Annotated in this window: 14 protein-coding genes; 8 read left to right on the top strand and 6 right to left on the bottom strand. The window is 65.6% G+C overall.

Going from position 1 to position 16,481, the window contains the following annotated elements:
* Nucleotides 1–158: 158 nt before the first annotated feature.
* Both MHZ91_RS26955 and MHZ91_RS26960 read left to right on the top strand, forming a co-directional pair.
* The gene (locus tag MHZ91_RS26955) at nt 159–752 is read left to right on the top strand and encodes a biliverdin-producing heme oxygenase (RefSeq protein WP_239216452.1); all 594 of its coding nucleotides are present in this window, start codon (nt 159–161) and stop codon (nt 750–752) included.
* On the top strand, nt 749–1,183 hold the full coding sequence (locus tag MHZ91_RS26960) for a YbaN family protein (protein ID WP_239216453.1): 435 nt from the start codon (nt 749–751) through the stop codon (nt 1,181–1,183). The genes MHZ91_RS26955 and MHZ91_RS26960 overlap by 4 nt, the downstream gene beginning before the upstream one ends.
* A 112-nt stretch (nt 1,184–1,295) precedes the next feature.
* Here MHZ91_RS26960 and MHZ91_RS26965 read toward each other — a convergent pair whose 3' ends face one another.
* A complete protein-coding gene (locus tag MHZ91_RS26965; RefSeq protein ID WP_056565359.1) occupies nt 1,296–1,751 on the bottom strand; it encodes a fasciclin domain-containing protein in 456 nt (151 codons plus the stop codon).
* A 172-nt stretch (nt 1,752–1,923) separates the two neighbouring features.
* On the opposite strand from MHZ91_RS26965, the gene MHZ91_RS26970 reads away from it, so the two are divergent.
* Entirely contained in the window at nt 1,924–2,904 is a 981-nt protein-coding gene (locus MHZ91_RS26970) for a MerR family transcriptional regulator (protein WP_239216454.1), read from the top strand.
* Nucleotides 2,905–3,018: 114 nt separating this feature from the next.
* Here the strand turns inward: MHZ91_RS26970 and MHZ91_RS26975 are convergent, their stop codons facing one another.
* The 5 genes from MHZ91_RS26975 to MHZ91_RS26995 form a co-directional block, all read right to left on the bottom strand.
* Entirely contained in the window at nt 3,019–6,090 is a 3,072-nt protein-coding gene (locus MHZ91_RS26975; protein ID WP_239216455.1) for an autotransporter domain-containing protein, read from the bottom strand.
* Between the two features lie 704 nt (nt 6,091–6,794).
* Nucleotides 6,795–8,177, bottom strand: coding sequence for a sensor histidine kinase KdpD (locus tag MHZ91_RS26980; protein WP_239216456.1), 1,383 nt, complete (start codon nt 8,175–8,177; stop codon nt 6,795–6,797).
* Nucleotides 8,177–8,842 (bottom strand): response regulator transcription factor, encoded by a 666-nt coding sequence (locus tag MHZ91_RS26985; RefSeq protein WP_239216458.1) that lies wholly within the window; start codon nt 8,840–8,842, stop codon nt 8,177–8,179. The genes MHZ91_RS26980 and MHZ91_RS26985 overlap by 1 nt, the downstream gene beginning before the upstream one ends.
* Before the next feature lie 87 nt (nt 8,843–8,929).
* Nucleotides 8,930–10,552 (bottom strand): methyl-accepting chemotaxis protein, encoded by a 1,623-nt coding sequence (locus MHZ91_RS26990; RefSeq protein WP_239216460.1) that lies wholly within the window; start codon nt 10,550–10,552, stop codon nt 8,930–8,932.
* A 156-nt stretch (nt 10,553–10,708) separates the two neighbouring features.
* Nucleotides 10,709–11,818: a porin gene (locus MHZ91_RS26995; protein WP_239216462.1), complete on the bottom strand. Its 1,110-nt coding sequence runs from the start codon at nt 11,816–11,818 to the stop codon at nt 10,709–10,711.
* Nucleotides 11,819–12,161: 343 nt separating this feature from the next.
* Between MHZ91_RS26995 and MHZ91_RS27000 the strand changes: the two genes are divergently transcribed.
* The 5 genes from MHZ91_RS27000 to MHZ91_RS27020 all read left to right on the top strand — a co-directional run.
* Nucleotides 12,162–14,051, top strand: a complete 1,890-nt coding sequence (locus MHZ91_RS27000) for an amidohydrolase (protein ID WP_239216468.1) — start codon at nt 12,162–12,164, stop codon at nt 14,049–14,051.
* 12 nt (nt 14,052–14,063) lie between these two features.
* The gene (locus tag MHZ91_RS27005; RefSeq protein ID WP_175185602.1) at nt 14,064–14,492 is read left to right on the top strand and encodes a DoxX family protein; all 429 of its coding nucleotides are present in this window, start codon (nt 14,064–14,066) and stop codon (nt 14,490–14,492) included.
* An 82-nt stretch (nt 14,493–14,574) separates the two neighbouring features.
* Nucleotides 14,575–15,267 (top strand): YoaK family protein, encoded by a 693-nt coding sequence (locus tag MHZ91_RS27010; RefSeq protein WP_218342339.1) that lies wholly within the window; start codon nt 14,575–14,577, stop codon nt 15,265–15,267.
* 158 nt (nt 15,268–15,425) lie between these two features.
* Nucleotides 15,426–16,124 carry a hydrolase gene (locus tag MHZ91_RS27015; RefSeq protein WP_239216464.1) on the top strand — a complete coding sequence of 233 codons (699 nt, stop codon included), beginning with the start codon at nt 15,426–15,428 and terminating at the stop codon, nt 16,122–16,124.
* A 71-nt stretch (nt 16,125–16,195) separates the two neighbouring features.
* The coding region (locus MHZ91_RS27020; protein WP_239216466.1) for an MFS transporter at nt 16,196–16,481 on the top strand (286 nt) is incomplete at its 3' end.

Genomic DNA, 16,481 nt, shown 5'->3' on the forward strand with positions numbered 1-16,481 from the left:
TCCAACGCCATCCTTTACACGCAACCGTGTACGGCATCGCTCGCACGGACACGTTTCTTAAGCATCTTTAACGTGTCATTCGGCAAGTCGTAGGAAATAATAAGACTCATCATCATCCATCACCGATGGATCGCCTTCACCCATCACCCACACCGACGATGACCACCGAAACCCTCGAACGTCCCTCGCTGTCGCAGCGCCTGAAACACGAAACCGCGGCGCAGCACGAACGCATGCACCAGCTCATGGAGCGCGGCGCGCCGTTCGCAAGCCGCGATGCGTATGCCCGCTTCGTCGCCGCGCAGTATCTCTTCCAGCGCGACGTCGAATTCCTGTTCCAGGACGACGCCGTCAAGCAGGCGGTGCCTGACCTGGAAGCACGCGGCCGCGAAGACGCCTCGCTGGCCGACCTGCGCGATCTGGGCGCCGCCGCCCCCGAGGTCGGTATTGCCAGCATTGGCGTGACCATGCCCGAAGCGCTGGGCTGGCTGTACGTGTCCGAAGGCTCCACGCTGGGCGCCGCCTTCCTCTTCAAGCAGGCGCAATCCGACCTGGGCCTGTCCGCCGACTTCGGTGCGCGCAACCTCGCCGCCTACCCGGATGGCCGCGCCACCGTGTGGCGCCGCTTCGTCGCCTCGCTGGACAGCGATACGCTCGACCCCGCAACGCACGACGCCGTCATCGCCGGCGCCAACGCGGCCTATGACCGTTTCGGCGCCTTGCTCGAACGGCACTTCGAACTCGGCGCATGACGCCACGCAAACCGTGGGTGCGGGCGCTGTATCTGGCGCTCGCTATCGTCAGCATCGCAGTGGCCGTCGCCGGGGTGTTCATCCCCGGCCTGCCCAGCACCGAATTCGTCCTGCTGGCCTCCTGGGCCGCCGCACGCAGCTCGCCCCGCCTGCACCGCTGGCTGCATGAGCACCGCTGGTTCGGCCCGATGCTGCACAACTGGCACAACGGCCGCATGGTCACGCGCCGCGCCAAGGTCATGGCCACGGTGTCGATGACGGTCTGTATGGGCGTGATGACGCAGACCATCCCCCATCCGTGGGTCGTCTGGCCGCTGTGCCTGACGATGGTGGCGGTGCTGGTGTGGATATGGCAAAGGCCCGAGCCGCCGGGCGAACAAGCCCGCGCATCGGCTACCGTGGCTGCGTGCCAGCAGGCGCAACGGTCGTAAGTCGAAAGCAAAAAAGGTAGGCCACGCACCGTCACGGTGGCCTACCAAGGCCGACATCGTTGCAGCCTGCGCATTGCAGGCCGCGCATTGCAGCCCTTTCGTTGCAGCCCAATTACTTCGGCATCAGGACGGTGTCGATGACGTGGATGACGCCGTTATCCGCCACCACGTCCGTCTTCACGACCTTGGCGTTATCCACCATGACCGTCCCGCCATTAACCGTCACCGTCAGCGGGCTGCCTTGAACGGTCTTCACCTGGCCTGCCTTCACGTCCTTGGCCATGACCTTGCCCGGCACGACGTGATAGGTCAGGACCTTGGTCAGCGCCGCCTTGTCCTTCAACAGCGCGTCGAGCTTGTCCTTCGGCACCTTGGCGAAAGCCTCATCGGTCGGCGCAAACACGGTGAACGGACCCGGTCCCTTCAGCGTGTCCACCAAGCCGGCGGCCTGCACGGCGGTCACCAGGGTGTTGAACGACCCCGCGGATTTGGCGGTGTCGACGATGTCGGCGGCCTGCGCCGTGCCCAGCGCCAGGGTGAGCGAAATACCTGCCAGAAGACGTTTCATGATTGACTCCTTGTCCCGTTAACATCCGCGAAAAGCGGGGTTTGCGCAAAGCGGCGTTGAGGTCGAAAGTGAACCGCTTGAGGAGAAAATTTACGCGTCGGACGGCTTCTCGTCCATGTTTTGAACCGCTATTATTAAAACTTATCGGTTCAATATCGGGTCAACTAAAACCATGGAATCCAAGCAACCGGATGACGGCCGCATCACCTACCGCAGCGGCGTGGCGGCGCGGCTGGCGGGACTGTCGCCCGAAACCCTGCGCGTCTGGGAACGCCGCTACAACCTGTCGGACGCGGAACGCTCGGCGCGTGGCCAGCGGCTCTATTCCGCCGAGCAGGTCCGCCGGCTCAGCCTGCTCAAGCAGCTGGTCGATCAAGGTCACGCCATCGGCGTGCTTGCACCCATGTCCGTGGATCAGTTGCAGCAACTGGCGGGCGCCGCCGCGCACCAGCCCAAGGCGCACGGGCCGTTGAGGCTGGGCGTGGTCGGCGCCAACCTGGCGCGGCGCATTGCCGGCAGCGGACGCGACGGTCTGGACGTGATCGTCCAACATAACTGGCCCCACCTTGAACAGGTCGCGCTCACGCCGCAGGACACCGGCGTCGAGGTTCTGGTGATCGAACAGTCCGAGTTGCACGAGAGCGCCTTGCCGCTGATCGTGGCCGCTGCGCAAGCATGCGGCCAAGCGGCCGTCGTGGTGCTGTACCGGTTCTGCGCCAGCGCGACCATCCGCGCGTTGCGCGCGCACGGCTGCCTGGCCGCCCGCGTTCCCGCCGACACCGGCGAGCTGCTGCAGTTGTGCCGGTCCGCGCTGGCGGGCGAGCGGCTGCCGACCGCGCCGCAGCATCCGACGCTGGAGCTGCGCTTTGACGAGCATGCGCTCCTGACCATCATGGCGTCCGGTAGCGGCCTCGCCTGCGAATGCCCGAAGCACCTGGCCGACCTATTGCTGATGGTGGGCAGCTTCGAACGCTACAGCGTCCAGTGCGCGTCCCGCAACGAAGACGACGCGCAACTGCACAGCGAACTCGGACGCGCAGCCGGGCAGGCACGCGCCATCCTGGAAGTTGCGATGGAACGCCTGGCCAGAGCCGAAGGGCTGCCGTTGCCCGCCGGGATGCCGAAGACGGAAGCCCAAAAGAAAACGCGCTGAGGGCAGGGCCGTAAGACCTTGCCCTCAGCGCGTCGCGCATGCAAAGGAACGAGCCCAGATTCAAGCCCGTTGCCGTTCAGGCATCGGCATTGAACCGGCCGCGCTCCCTGCACCTTAGAAGCGCGTCATCAGCTTGAACATGCCCGACTGCTGGCGGTTGCCGCCGCCAAACTGCGCGTCGTACGCCACGCCAGCCGTCGTGTTGCGCGTGATCGCCACTTCGGCGCCCAGGCCCAGCACTGCCGCGTTCTGCGCAATGGGAACGCCCGACACCGTGAAGGTGCTGCCGCCCTCAAAAGCCAGCTTCTGCGTGGGTTTGACATCGCCCATCGCATGGCGCCAGCCCACCGTGGCCGTCAGGCGGCCCGGCGCGTCATCCGTGCCGATCAGCATGGCGCCGCGCAAGCCCAGCGTGGTGCTCGTCACATCGTCCGTGCTGCCTTGGCCGCGCAGGGCCGCGCTGCCGCCCGTTTCCTGGAAATCGCGCGTGCGGACCTGGTTCCATGCCACGCCGGCAAAGGGTTCGATGGCGTAGGCGTCGCCCAGCGGCAGCTTGTAGCCCAGTTCCGTGAACACCTGCGTCGACGACGCGTTATACGACGACTCGAGGCGCTGGTTCAGGCTGCCGGCCGCAATATTGCGCTTGGAATCGATCTCGTGCCAGGTGTAGGCCGCGCCCACCATAAAGCGCACATGTCCGGGACCGGCTTCGAAATTCTTGCCGCCGAAGACCGTGGCCGTGTAGCTGTCCACGCTCATGCGCGACGACACGTCGGAGATCGAGTTGTGGCTGCCGGTGTACCCGACCGCGCCGCCCAGACGCCAACCGCCGCCCACGTCGCCGTCGCCGCCGACAAAAAGACCGCCCGCGGACTGATGCACGGTGGATGCGTTGCCGTCGCCACGGAAGGTGCTCCAGTTGCCGAAGGCCTGCGCCCAGATCGGCGATGCGCCGCTTTGCGGCAAGGCGTCGGATGACGACGCGCCCAGCTGCGCCGTCGGCCGGCCCGCGCGCATCGGCGCGTCGAGGTTGCCGCGCAGATGCGACAGCGGCAGGGTGGTCACCGCGTCGCCCTGGGCCTGCAGCACGCTGCCGGTGCTGGCGTACGCTTCGCCGGACAGTTGCTTCAGGGCCGCGCGCGCTTGCGCGGGAGACATGGCCAGCACGGCCGCCGTCACCTGGCTTGCACCCGTCGTCTTGCCTGCGCCATTGCCGCTGGCGATCAGCGACGAGTCGGCGCTGGGCGTGACGGGCGTGGTGACGACCGGGGCGGATTCATTGCCGTTGCCGGTGCCTGTCGCCGCCGAGCCACTGCCCGTCGTTGCGGAACCGTTGCCCGTCGATGCCGAGCCGTTGCCCGTCGACGCCGAGCCGTTGCCCGCCGATGCGGAACCGTTGCCCGTCGACGCCGAGCCATCGCCCGTCGATGCGGATCCGTTGCCCGTCGATGCGGAGCCGTTGCCCGCCGATGCGGATCCGTTGCCCGCCGATGCGGAGCCGTCGCCAGCCGACGCCGAGCCATTGCCCGTCGATGCGGAACCATTGCCCGCCGAGGCCGACCCATTTCCGGTCGAAGGCGGCGCTTCCTGATCCAGCGCTCCACCCACGTTCGTTTCGTTCTCAGAACCGCCCACGCTGCCGATCGGCACGTCGTTACGCGAGAGCGTCATGAAAGCATTCTTCGCGTCATAGCTGAGCGACGGCGTCAGGAACGCGTAGTTGCTCGACACGCCCGTGAACCGGCCTTGAATGCCGCCGTCCGCCGTCAGGATGTTGTACGTCGTGCGCGGCGCGTAGTTGCCATTGGGCCCCACATGCGCGACCGTGCCGTCCAGCGTGGCGACGCCGGTCACATGGATGCGGTCGCTCAGCGTGCTGGTCGGATCGGCGTGCACGCGATAGATCGTGTCCTGGCCGAAGTTGAGATTGCCGTTGACCGTCAGCGTGCCCATCGGCGTGCCGTCGTTACCCGGCGAAATCACCGCCGTCGGGTACAGCGTCGTGCTGCCGACCTGGCCGACACCTGCCAGCACCACTTCGCGGCCGATGTCCATCGGGCCGTTCAGCTTGCCGTTGATCTCCAGCGCGCCGTCGGCGATGAAGATGGGGCCGGTCAGGTTGCTGCTGTCGCCGTTCAGGATGATCGAGCCGACGCCCGTCTTCACAAAGCCTTCCGTGCCTTGCAGCGGGTTGTCGATGATGTCGACGAACTGGCCGGCCGCGTACGTGCCGTCGCCGACGACGATGACGGGCGGATTGCCGCCCGTGCCCGCCAGCGTGATCGGCGCGCCTTGCAGGCGATAGCGGTCCGTGGCGAACTGCAAGCCCGACGCACGCACCGGACCGGCGCTGCCGTCCACGGTGACCGTGCCCGCCGCGCCCGTGAAGATCGCGTAGCCGCCGCTGGGCAGGGCGCCCGTGGCGTTGGTCGGGCTGCTCCAGTTGCCGCTCGCCGCGGTCCACGTGCCGCTGCCGCCGCCCGCAGTGGCCGCGGAGGCCGCGCCATTGCCGTTCCACAGATTGGTGGTGCTGGGACCCAGGACCAGGTTGATGTGCTTGTCGCCCGTCAACGTCTGGATCGTCGCGGCCGGCGCCGAGTCGCCGGAGACCGTGCCCAGCGTCAGGCCGCCACTCAACGTGCCGCCGTACGACATGATGCGGTAAAAGCCCGCGTTGACCCCGTGCGTGCTGACCTTCACGTTCAGCGTCGCGTTGTTCAGGGCAACGTTGCCGCCCACCTTGATGTTGTCGCCCGTGCCGGGTTGCGTGATGGGCAGTCCGGCGTAGCCGGTTTCGAAATCAAAGACGCCGTTGTTGATCGACAGATTGCCGTTCACCACGAGATTGCCGTTGGAGACGCCCGTCGGCGTGTCCACCCAGTATCCCGGCGCAACGCGGGAATCTCCCGTCACGTTCAAGTCGCCACCAATCGACCCGAAACCCGCTACCGTGCCGTTCGACATGGCATTGACGTTGCCGCCGATCGCCACGCCCGCACCGCCGCCATTGCCGCCGATAACCGCCGTGCCGCCGTTGACATCAATGCCGCCGGGAAAGTTGGCCGACCCGTCAAACACCTGCGTATTACCTGACCCGATGGTCAGGTCCGCAGCGGTGACGTTCCCCACGTAGGACGCGCTCAGGGCGAGCGTCGCCGTCAGCCACTTCTTTGTGCCGTATGCCAAAACTTCAATCCTCCGGATTAATCGAGCTTCCTTTCACACATTGCCGATATGTTTAAAAAGTATCGGCAAGTAATAATGCAGCCGGCGTGAATTTAGGGTCAGCTCTCGAAAAAAGGAGGCACTGTATAACGGTTCTTTTTACGTCCCCGTTAATAAACGGGGTTATATCCCGTTAATTATCAAAATAGGTCTACGGCATACGACCGATATTTGTAGAAACCACGACACACGGGCTATCCGAATTATTCATATTCGTTAAATGGATACCATCTTTGCGCGGCGCAACGCTTGATTTGGATACCATCCTTTGTCCTGCCCGTGCCAATTTCCGGAACGCGATTCACATACGTTTAGGAAACAAAATGACACGACGGATCGGTCGACCATTACCTTTTTGATTAATCCGGCCGGCGCTGCGTGCCCAAGCTAAAAATGCGTTTCAGTCGGCTGATTAATGCCGCTGGTGAAGAAGCTGTACGGATTCTCACGGTTCTGGAGCCGCATTCAGGACACCGCGTGGCAACGCCGTGCCCCGCCATCAAGCGTTCCACGGACCGCTTCAGTCCACCATTTCGCTGCTCAAGCTGCCGGATCCGCTGCAAGTCGTCCCGGCTTTGGACGGCTCGCAGATAAGCGCGCAGCCCGTCGAACGGTGGCCGTGTCTCACTGCGGCAGTCGGGCGTATCCATGTTCTCTCCACCCGCCTATTCCGCGGGTGAGCCGGCGGCCACGGCATCAGGCAGCGGAAACGTCACGCTCAAGCACACGCCACGCCCCTCGGCGCCGTCCTCCAACGTGACGCGCGCATTGTGCGAGCGGGCGATCCTTGCCACCAGGGCCAACCCCAATCCGCTGCCGTGGCTTGGCGCACCGGGCCCGCGGTAGAAGGGGTCGAAGATGCGCTCGCGCAGCGGCCGTGCGATGCCCGGGCCGTTGTCCGACACCGCCAACGTGACGCTGTCGGCCGCCCGCTCCACCGCCACCCGGATCGAACTGCCGTCGCCGCTGTACCGGCCTGCGTTGTCCAGCAGGTTGCGCACCAGGATGCCCAGCGCGTCGACCTGGCCCAGGATCTGGCCCGGGACGGCATCCACGGTGAGCTGCTGGCCGCGATGGACGAACGACGCCTGCATGTCCCGCAGGACAAAGCCCACGACGGAAGCGAGATTCACGGGTTCGAGCACGATGTCGTTCCTGTCGGTGCGCGCCAGGTCCAGCAGCTGCTCCACGATGCGCGCGCTGCGGCGGGTCGTCTCGGCGATCTTCTGCATCAGCATCTTCGCTTTGACGGGATCGTTGACCCGATATGCCGTGTCCGCGTACACGGCCAGCACCGCCAACGGCGTGCGCAGCTCGTGGGCAGCGTCGCCGATGAATCGCCGCTCGTTCTCGACGAGCGTCAGCACCCGCCGCTGCCGCTCGTTGATGGCGCGTATCAGGGGTCCCACTTCGGCGGGCACCGCGCGTTCGTCAACCGTCACGCCGTCGGTCACGCTGGCCTGCGCGATCTCCCGGCCGGCGCGGCCAAGCTTGCGCGTCGAACGGCAGACCACGAACATCGTGACGCTGCCGATCCCCGCAAACATCAGCAGCGTGATGATCGAGCCCAACTCGAAACGGTCGGCAAGCCCCGCGTAGAACGCGCGCGTCGGCGTCGCGGCAACGATCTCGAAGCGGGCCGTCTCGTCCAGTCCCGCATAAACGCGCCAGGTGTCGCCGCCGAAGAGGACGCACGAGAACCCGATGGAATCGACCTGCGCCATCTGCGTGCGCGGCGCGTCCGTCGACGCCAGCACCAGCCGGTTCGTCACGCGGTCCCAGACCTGGATCTCGGTCTTGCCGATGGACTGGCGCAACAGGAAGGGGGGCACCGGCAGGTCGCGGGTGATGTCCTGCGTCACCGGCACCATCGCCAGAAAGAACGCAACGCTGTCGACCACCGCCCTCAGCTCATGATCGCGCGCCCCGGACTCGCTCCGCGTCAGACTGTTCCAGTACAGACCGAACTGCACCAGCCACGACACCAGCAGCGCGCTGAAGATGCCCAGCAGAATCTGCGCCCGCATCGAATTCGTGACCCGGCGCATCAGCTGCTGTCCCGGGCGAGGCGATAGCCTTGGCCGTGCACGTTCTCGATGGCGTCCTTGCCCAGCTTGCGCCGCAGGGCGTGAATGAACACGGCGATCGTATTGCTTTCGCCGGGCCGGTCGGCGCCGTAGAGATGCGCGCGCAGTTCTTCGGTGGACACCAGCCGGTCGGGATGCCTGAGCAGCATCTCCAGCGTGCGGAACTCCTGCTCGGACAGGCGCGTCGGCGCCTCGTCGACAAAGGCCTCGCGGCGCCCCGGGTCCAGCTTCACATGACGCCAGGCCAGCACCTTGTCGCCCGCCACGCCGCTGCGCCGGAGCAGCGCGCGCATGCGTGCAAAGAGCTCTGTGGGCTCGAACGGCTTGATGACGTAATCGTCGGCGCCCAGATCCAGTCCCCTGATGCGGTCGCTCAAGGCATCCCGCGCGGTGATCAGGATCACCGGCACCGCGTCGCCACGCCGGCGCAGAAAGCGCAGCACGTCCAGCCCCGACCCGCGATGCAGACCGATATCGAGCAGCACGATCGTGAAGGCATGCTCCAGAAGCAGCACCTTGGCGGCGTCGACTTCCTGCACCAACGTCACCGCAAAGTCCAGCTCCTCGAGGGCCAGCGTCAGTGCGTCCGCGAACATCGCGTCGTCCTCGACCAACAGCACCCGCATGTCAGTTCCCCTGTGTGGGCGTTGGCAGCCTCTGCGCGGCGCGGCGGGCTTGCCGCGCATGCCGCATCATAAAGGTCTGCCGCCGGCTCAGGCGTGCGCGGGCGCGGCCAGCGCCAGCGGCTCGTAGCGCGCGCCCGGATGCGCTGCAGTGGTTCGCCGTTCCGTCTTGAAGCGCGCCACGGCCTGCAGCAGCTCCTTCGCCTGCGTGGCCATTGCGCCTGCCGCCGCGGCCGATTCCTCGACCAGCGCGGCGTTCTGCTGCGTCATCGTGTCCATCTGCGACACCGCCACGTTCACCTGTTCGATGCCGCTGGTCTGCTCCGCCGAGGCCGAGGCGATTTCCACCGTCACCTCTTTCAGGCGCGCCACAGCGTCCAGCACCTTCTGCATCTGGTCGCCCGCCGTGGCCGCCAGCGACTCGCCGCCTTGCACCGCGCGCTTGGAATTCTCGATCAGGCCCTTGATCTCCTTGGCTGCCGTCGCGCTGCGTTGCGCCAGCGCGCGCACTTCGGTGGCCACCACAGCGAAGCCACGGCCCTGTTCGCCGGCCCGCGCGGCTTCCACCGCCGCATTCAGCGCAAGAATGTTCGTCTGGAACGCGATGCTGTCGATCACCGAGACGATCTCGCCGACGCGCTCGGCATCGGTCGAGATCGCACCGATCGCGTCCACCACCTGGCCCACCACGTGGCCCGCCTCAACCGTGAGCTGGCTGCAATCCACGGCGAGACTGCTGCCGCTGGCCGCGTTGTCCTGGTTCATCCGCACGGTCGAGGTCATTTCCTCGATGCTGGCGGCCGTTTCCTCCAGCGACGCGGCCTGTTCCTCGGTACGCTGCGACAGGTCGGCGTTGCCTTCCGCAATCTGGGCGGACGCCGTCGAGATGGACTCCGCCGCGCTGATGATGGTCCCCACCGTCGTCGCCAGTTGCATGCGCATCGTCTCCAGCGAATACATCAGGCTCGAGCGGTCGCGTCCGTCCAGCGTGAGCGCCGTCGTGAGATCGCCGCTTGCAATGGCGCCCGCCAGCTTCTGCGCATCGGCAGGCTCGCCGCCAAGCTGACGCAGGATGCTGCGCGTGATCAGCCAGGCCGACAGCACACCGGCCAGTACGGCGATCGCCATGATCACGACGATTGCATTGCGCAGGCGCGCTGACGTCTGCGCGGCCTCTGCGGCCGATTCGTCACTGAGTTTGGTTTCCAGGTTGGCTAGCGCCATCAACTGGTCGAGCCAGGCGTCCTGCTTGCCGCGCAACTCTTCACGCAGAATCCGGGCGGCTTCCTGCGCATTGTTCTGGCGCCCGGCTTCAAGGGCGCGCATGTAGATGGGCGAGGCTTCCTGCTGCGCACGCTGCGCGGCGGCCAGCAGATCGGTCTCGGCGGGCAGCGTCCCTTCGTCCTCGGCAAACATCTTCGCAAGCTGTTCGCTGGCTTGGCGATAGCGCGTCGCCATGTCTTCCGATCGGGTGATCTCATTTGCCACGGCTTGCGGGTCCGTGTACAGCACGATGTTGCGCACCACGATGGCCCGGCCCTGCACCAGCTCGCGCATCTGCAACGCCAGCTTCAACTGCTGATTGTTCACGTTGACGATGTCGGACATCGACTTGTCCAGCGTCCGCACGGCATACAGGGACAGGCCCCCAAGCACCAGCAGCGCCAGGATAAGCAAGAGGAAGCCGATAGCGAGGCGAGACCTCACTTTCATGGTTGCAAGATTCATCATTCGCCTTTGTTGTGATCGGCAACCGGCTCATGACTATTCGCGCTATTGCAGCGCTGGCCCCCCTGACAGGCGCCGCGCCGGCTGACGAGCGCGACTATAGCGAGGCAACAATTAATGAATCGTTAAGCCTCGCCAAGGCTAGAAGCTGTGCCGCAACCCCAGCGCAATGGTCTGCGGGCTGGCGCCGGCAGTCACGCCAAGTTCATTGATGGCGAAATCGTAGGCCGCGTTCGAACGGTTCTTGATCTTCGAGTAGTACGCATACACGGACGTGCGCCTGGACAAGGGCTGCTCGTAGCCGAGCGTGTATTGGACCGCGCCGGTGTTCTCGCCGCTACGGACATAGCCCACCTGTTGCGTGGACGGCCCGGTGCCGTTGGCGGCGTAGCCGACGGACGCGTTGAGGCTGCCTGAACCCAGCTTCTGCACCAGCGACACGTAGTAACCCTTGCGGCGCAGATCGCCGGTGGGCGTCTGGTAGCGCAGCTGCTCGACGACGAGGTTGATCGTGGTGGTCGGGAACGAATACGAGGCGCCCAGCTTGATGGCATCGTCGTGCGAATCGGCCATCTGGTAGTTCCTGTGCAGCTCATAGGCCGCCACCAGCGCCAGCGGACCTTCCTTGTAGGCCGCGGACCACGAGAAGAGCTGGGGATTGCGCGGCGTCGTCATGCGCTCCTGCGGCAGGCCCCACGTGAAGCCCGCGCTCAGGCCGTGCCAGTCGGCCGAGCGGAAATGCACCGAGTTCTTCTGGCGCCGGTCAAACGAACTGGTGTTCTCGATGTTGCCCGAGCTGGAGGCCGAACCGTTGCCCATCAGCGCCATGTACCCGGCCGTCATCGGATAGTACGGGTCCATTTTCATGGTCGACTCGGTGTAGGCCGTGTGCCAATTGCCCAGGAAGAATGTGCCGTAGGGCGATGCCAGCCCCAGCCGCGTGTTCCGGCTGGCGATCTCGCCTTGCCCGGTGTTGAGCGCGATGCCGCTTTCGATCTGGAAGATTGCCGAGAGACCATTGCCCAGGTCCTCTTCGCCGCGCAGGCCGAAGACCGACCGGTTGTTCGTCATGCGCGAGCCGGAGCCGGCATTGTCGCCGCCGCTGATCCAGGCGTACTCCAGTGCGGTGTTCAGCCGTCCGTATAGCGTGACGGATGACTGCGCCGTCGCGCTGCCCACGGCGCCACACAGCGCGGCCACCGCGCATCCAACAATCAGAACCCGTTTGCGCGCGTCGCGGCCAACCTTCATCTCATGCTCCTGTGCTTTCCGTGGGAATCCTGCGCGATGAACCCATGGGCACGGGATACGAGCGACCCCGGAACTGCAAGGCAGCACGCAAACCGAAAGACGATACGCGTGCATGCCGTGCCGGCGCCATTCGTCGATGGTATAGGGTGACGAACCTAATGTCGGATTGCGCCCCGGCGGGCGCCATGAAAACCTAGCCACCGCGAAATTAATCGAGGAGAGTGGCATGGCTTCGCGTCGACAAGTCCTGGGAGCGGCGTCTTCGCTGGCTTCAGCGTTTGCGCTCAACAGCATGTGGGCAGGCCGGGCGAATGCCGGGTCGCAGAACCAGACCGGCACGCCGCTGGCGGACGGCCCCCCGGAAGTGATCTTCTACAACGGCCGTTTCACCACGCTGGACCGCGCCAACCCGGAAGCGGGCGCCGTCGCCGTGAAGGCCGGCAAGTTCGTCGCGGTGGGCAGCGACCGGGAAGTCCTGCGCCTGGCGGGACCGAACACCCGGCTGGTGGACCTGAAAAAGAAAGGCGTCCTGCCCGGGCTCTACGACAATCACACCCACGTCGTGCGCGGCGGCCTGAACTACAACATGGAGCTGCGCTGGGACGGCGTGCGGTCCCTGGCGGACGCCATGGACATGCTGCGCCGCCAGGTCGCCAACACGCCCGCGCCCCAATGGGTGCGCGTGGTGGGCGGATTCACCGAGCACCAGTTCATTGAAAAGCGCCTGCCGACCATCGAGGAAATCAATGCGGTTGCGCCGGACACCCCCGTGTTCCTGCTGCATCTGTACGACCGCGCGCTGCTGAACGCCGCGGCGCTGCGCGTGGTGGGTTACACCCGCGATACCCCGGACCCCGAAGGCGGTCAGATCATCCGCGATTCGAACGGCAATCCGACGGGCCTGCTGCTGGCCAAGCCCAATGCCACGATCCTGTATTCCACGCTGGCCAAGGGCCCGAAGCTGCCGTTCGACTACCAGCTGAATTCCACGCGCCACTTCATGCGCGAGCTGAACCGGCTGGGCGTCACGGGCGTCATCGACGCCGGCGGCGGCTATCAGAACTACCCGGACGACTACGCCGTCATCCAGAAGCTGGCCGACGACAACCAGTTGACCGTTCGCCTCGCCTACAACCTCTTCACGCAAAAGCCCAAGCACGAGAAGGAAGACTTCCTGAACTGGACGTCTTCGGTGAAGTACAAGCAGGGCGACGATTATTTCCGCCACAACGGCGCGGGTGAAATGCTGGTGTTCTCGGCCGCCGACTTCGAGGACTTCCGCGTCGAACGCCCGGACATGCCGCCGGAAATGGAAGGCGAGCTGGAAGAGGTCGTGCGCGTCCTGGTCCAGAACAAATGGCCCTGGCGCCTGCACGCCACGTACGACGAAACCATCTCGCGGGCGCTGGACGTCTTCGAGAAAGTGCATCGCGACACGCCGCTCACCGGCATCAACTGGTTCTTCGATCACGCCGAGACGATCTCGGACAAGTCGATCGACCGGATCGCCGCGCTGGGCGGCGGCATTGCCGTGCAGCACCGCATGGCTTACCAGGGCGAATACTTTGTCGAGCGCTACGGCGCGAAGGCCGCGCAGGCCACGCCCCCGGTCAAGCGCATCCTGCAAAAGGGCGTGAAGACGTCCGCCGGTACGGACGCCACGCGCGTCGCGTCCTACAACCCGTGGATCTCGCTGTCGTGGATGACCACGGGCAAGACCGTGGGCGGCATGCCGCTGTATCCGCACGAAAACCTGCTGGACCGCGAGACGGCGCTGCGCATGTGGACCGAGAACGTCGCGTGGTTCTCCAACGACGAAGGCAAGCGCGGCCGCATCCAGGTGGGCCAATTCGCCGATCTGATGGTCCCGTCCCAGGACTACTTCACGGTGGCGGACGAAGAGATTTCGTTCCTGACGTCCGACCTGACCGTGGTCGGCGGGCGCGTGGTCTACGGCGCGGGCGACTTCGCCAAGCTCGACGAGAACGCGCCGCCGCCCGCCATGCCCGACTGGTCCCCCACGCGCCTGTTCGGCGGCTATGCCGCCTGGGGCGACCCGGAAGGCGCGGGCCGCAACTCGCTGGACTACAAGCGCTTTGCCGCCGCGTGCGGTTGCGCCAGCGCGTGCGGCCTGCATGGCCACAGCCACGCCAATGCGTGGGCGTCCAGCGTGCCGGCCTCCGACCAGAAGTCGTTCTTCGGCGCGCTGGGCTGCTCGTGCTGGGCCGTGTAAGGGACTGAATCCATGTCGAGCATTTCAACCTCGCTGGCCGGCATCGCGCGCCCCGTTCTTGGGGGCCGCATTGCCCGCTTTGTCGCCTATCTGGGCTTGTGCGCCGCGTATCTGCAGGGCGGGCTGGTCAAGCTGACCGACTTTCCGGGCGCCATCGCGGAAATGACCCATTTCGGGCTCACGCCCGCGCCGTTCTTCGCCGTGGTCGTGATCGCGCTGGAGATCATCGCCTCGCTCATGATCCTGACCGGCTGGCACCGCTGGATCGGCGCCCTGGCGCTGGCGATCTTCACGCTCCTCGCCACCTTCGTCGCCCTGCAGTTCTGGGAAATGCCGCCCGGCCAGGCGCGCTTCTTCGCCGCCAACTCGTTCTTCGAGCACCTTGGGCTGGTCGGCGGATTCCTGCTGGTGATCTGGCAGGACCTGAACGAACGGCGGTAACGACCTCTTTCGCAGTGCCCGCCGCGCTGGCCGCACCGCCGGTCCAACGGGCACTGCGTCTTCCACGCTTACCTTGCACATCATGGAACAGACACCCGTATCTCCCCGATTCACCGGCCTCCTGGGCTTTAACGCGGGATACGTCGATACGGCGGGGTTCCTGGCGTTGAATGGCCTTTTCACGGCGCACGTGACCGGCAACTTCGTCACGCTGGGCGCCGCCTTCGTCCACGGCACGACCGGCGCCTTTGCCAAGCTCCTGGCCTTGCCGCTCTTCTGTGCCGTCGTCGTCCTGACGCGCCTGTTTGCGTCCGGCCTCGCTGCTGCGGACACGGCCATGTCGAAACTCATGTGCGCGAAGGTGCTGCTGCTGGCTGCCGCGGCCGCCGTCCTCATCGCCTACGGCCCGTTTTCCGACAGCGACGCGCCCTTTGCCGTGATGGGCGGCATGCTGCTGGTCGCGGCCATGGGCATCCAGAATGCGATCCAGCGCATGCACCTGGGCAGCGCGCCGCCGTCCACGCTGATGACCGGCACCACCACGCAGGTGATGATCGACCTTGCCGACCTCTGCAAGGGCGTCTCCGGCGAGGCCCGCACGGCCGCCGTCGGCCGCCTGCGCAAGATGCTGCCCGCCCTGGCGGCCTTTGCGTCCGGCTGCGCCGTCGCCGCGCTCTTGTACTGGGCGTCGCTCATGTGGTGTTTCGTCCTGCCGCCCGTCGTCGCCGCCCTGGCCACCCTGGGCATCAAGCGCCCCCCGCCTGACCCTACTTGAAGGGGGACGCGCCATACCTTCGAACAATGTCGAAATGCGAACGTTTCCCATATCCTGACGTTCTCGTTAAAGCTCGCGGCACAGCGGGCGAATGAGGCATCTTCATGCAGCAAGGCGCTATGCGTCCCCCCTCTGATTCAATCTTCCAGGTGATTTTCATGTCCCAAGCAAAGCTCGAAGTCCTGACCCCGCAGAACAGCCAGATCATCTTCATCGATCACCAGCCGCAAATGGCGTTCGGCGTGCAGTCGATCGACCGCCAGACGCTCAAGAACAACGTCGTGGGTCTGGCCAAGGCGGCCAAGGTCTTCAGCGTTCCGACCACCATCACCACCGTCGAAACCGAGTCGTTCTCGGGCTACACCTACCCCGAACTGCTGGACGTGTTCCCGAACCAGAAGGTCCTGGAACGCACCTCGATGAACTCGTGGGACGACCAGAAGGTGCGTGACGCGCTGGCCGCCAACGGCCGCAAGAAGGTTGTCGTCGCCGGCCTGTGGACCGAAGTCTGCAACACCACGTTCGCCCTGTGCGCCATGCTGGAAGGCGAGTACGAGATCTACATGGTGTCCGACGCGTCGGGCGGCACGTCCAAGGAAGCGCATGACATGGCCATGCAACGCATGATCCAGGCCGGCGTCGTGCCGGTCACGTGGCAGCAAGTGCTGCTGGAATGGCAGCGCGACTGGGCCCACCGTGACTCCTACGATGCCGTGATGGAAATCGTGAAGGAACACTCGGGCGCCTACGGCATGGGCGTGGACTACGCCTACACCATGGTGCACAAGGCCAAGCAGCGCACGCAAACCGCCCACGACGCCATCGCACCCGTCGCCGCGCCCGTCATCGCCCGCTGATGCCCCACGGGCCCGCAGCCGCTCTTGCAGCGGCCGCGGGCCTTTTTGCTTTCTTCCGCAGCCTGCCCGCCATGACGACCGCCGACATCCGACCCGCTGACCCAGCCCCGCCTTCCTCTCCCTTCGCCTACTCCGCCTTCACGGTGATCTGGGTGGCTACCGTCCTGTCGAACATCGGCACCTGGATGCACGACGTGGGCGCGGGCTGGCTCATGACCTCGCTGTCGCCGTCGCCCATGTTCGTGGCGCTGGTGCAGACGGCGGGCGCGCTGCCGGTCTTCCTGCTGTCGCTCCTGGCCGGCGCGCTGGCCGACACGATGGACCGCCGCAAGCTGTTGCTGATGGTGCAGATCGCGA

Source organism: Achromobacter sp. ACRQX, assembly GCF_022346505.1.
In the GTDB taxonomy this organism is placed as follows: domain Bacteria; phylum Pseudomonadota; class Gammaproteobacteria; order Burkholderiales; family Burkholderiaceae_B; genus Achromobacter; species Achromobacter animicus.

Bases quoted from the DNA above. Each gene is read 5' to 3' on its own strand.
- MHZ91_RS26955 (WP_239216452.1), top strand. From the start codon at position 159: ATGACCACCGAAACCCTCGAACGTCCCTCGCTGTCGCAGCGCCTGAAA.
- MHZ91_RS26960 (WP_239216453.1), top strand. From the start codon at position 749: ATGACGCCACGCAAACCGTGGGTGCGGGCGCTGTATCTGGCGCTCGCT.
- MHZ91_RS26965 (WP_056565359.1), bottom strand. From the start codon at position 1,751: ATGAAACGTCTTCTGGCAGGTATTTCGCTCACCCTGGCGCTGGGCACG.
- MHZ91_RS26970 (WP_239216454.1), top strand. From the start codon at position 1,924: ATGGAATCCAAGCAACCGGATGACGGCCGCATCACCTACCGCAGCGGC.
- MHZ91_RS26980 (WP_239216456.1), bottom strand. From the start codon at position 8,177: ATGCGCCGGGTCACGAATTCGATGCGGGCGCAGATTCTGCTGGGCATC.
- MHZ91_RS26985 (WP_239216458.1), bottom strand. From the start codon at position 8,842: ATGCGGGTGCTGTTGGTCGAGGACGACGCGATGTTCGCGGACGCACTG.
- MHZ91_RS26990 (WP_239216460.1), bottom strand. From the start codon at position 10,552: ATGAAAGTGAGGTCTCGCCTCGCTATCGGCTTCCTCTTGCTTATCCTG.
- MHZ91_RS26995 (WP_239216462.1), bottom strand. From the start codon at position 11,818: ATGAAGGTTGGCCGCGACGCGCGCAAACGGGTTCTGATTGTTGGATGC.
- MHZ91_RS27005 (WP_175185602.1), top strand. From the start codon at position 14,064: ATGTCGAGCATTTCAACCTCGCTGGCCGGCATCGCGCGCCCCGTTCTT.
- MHZ91_RS27010 (WP_218342339.1), top strand. From the start codon at position 14,575: ATGGAACAGACACCCGTATCTCCCCGATTCACCGGCCTCCTGGGCTTT.
- MHZ91_RS27015 (WP_239216464.1), top strand. From the start codon at position 15,426: ATGTCCCAAGCAAAGCTCGAAGTCCTGACCCCGCAGAACAGCCAGATC.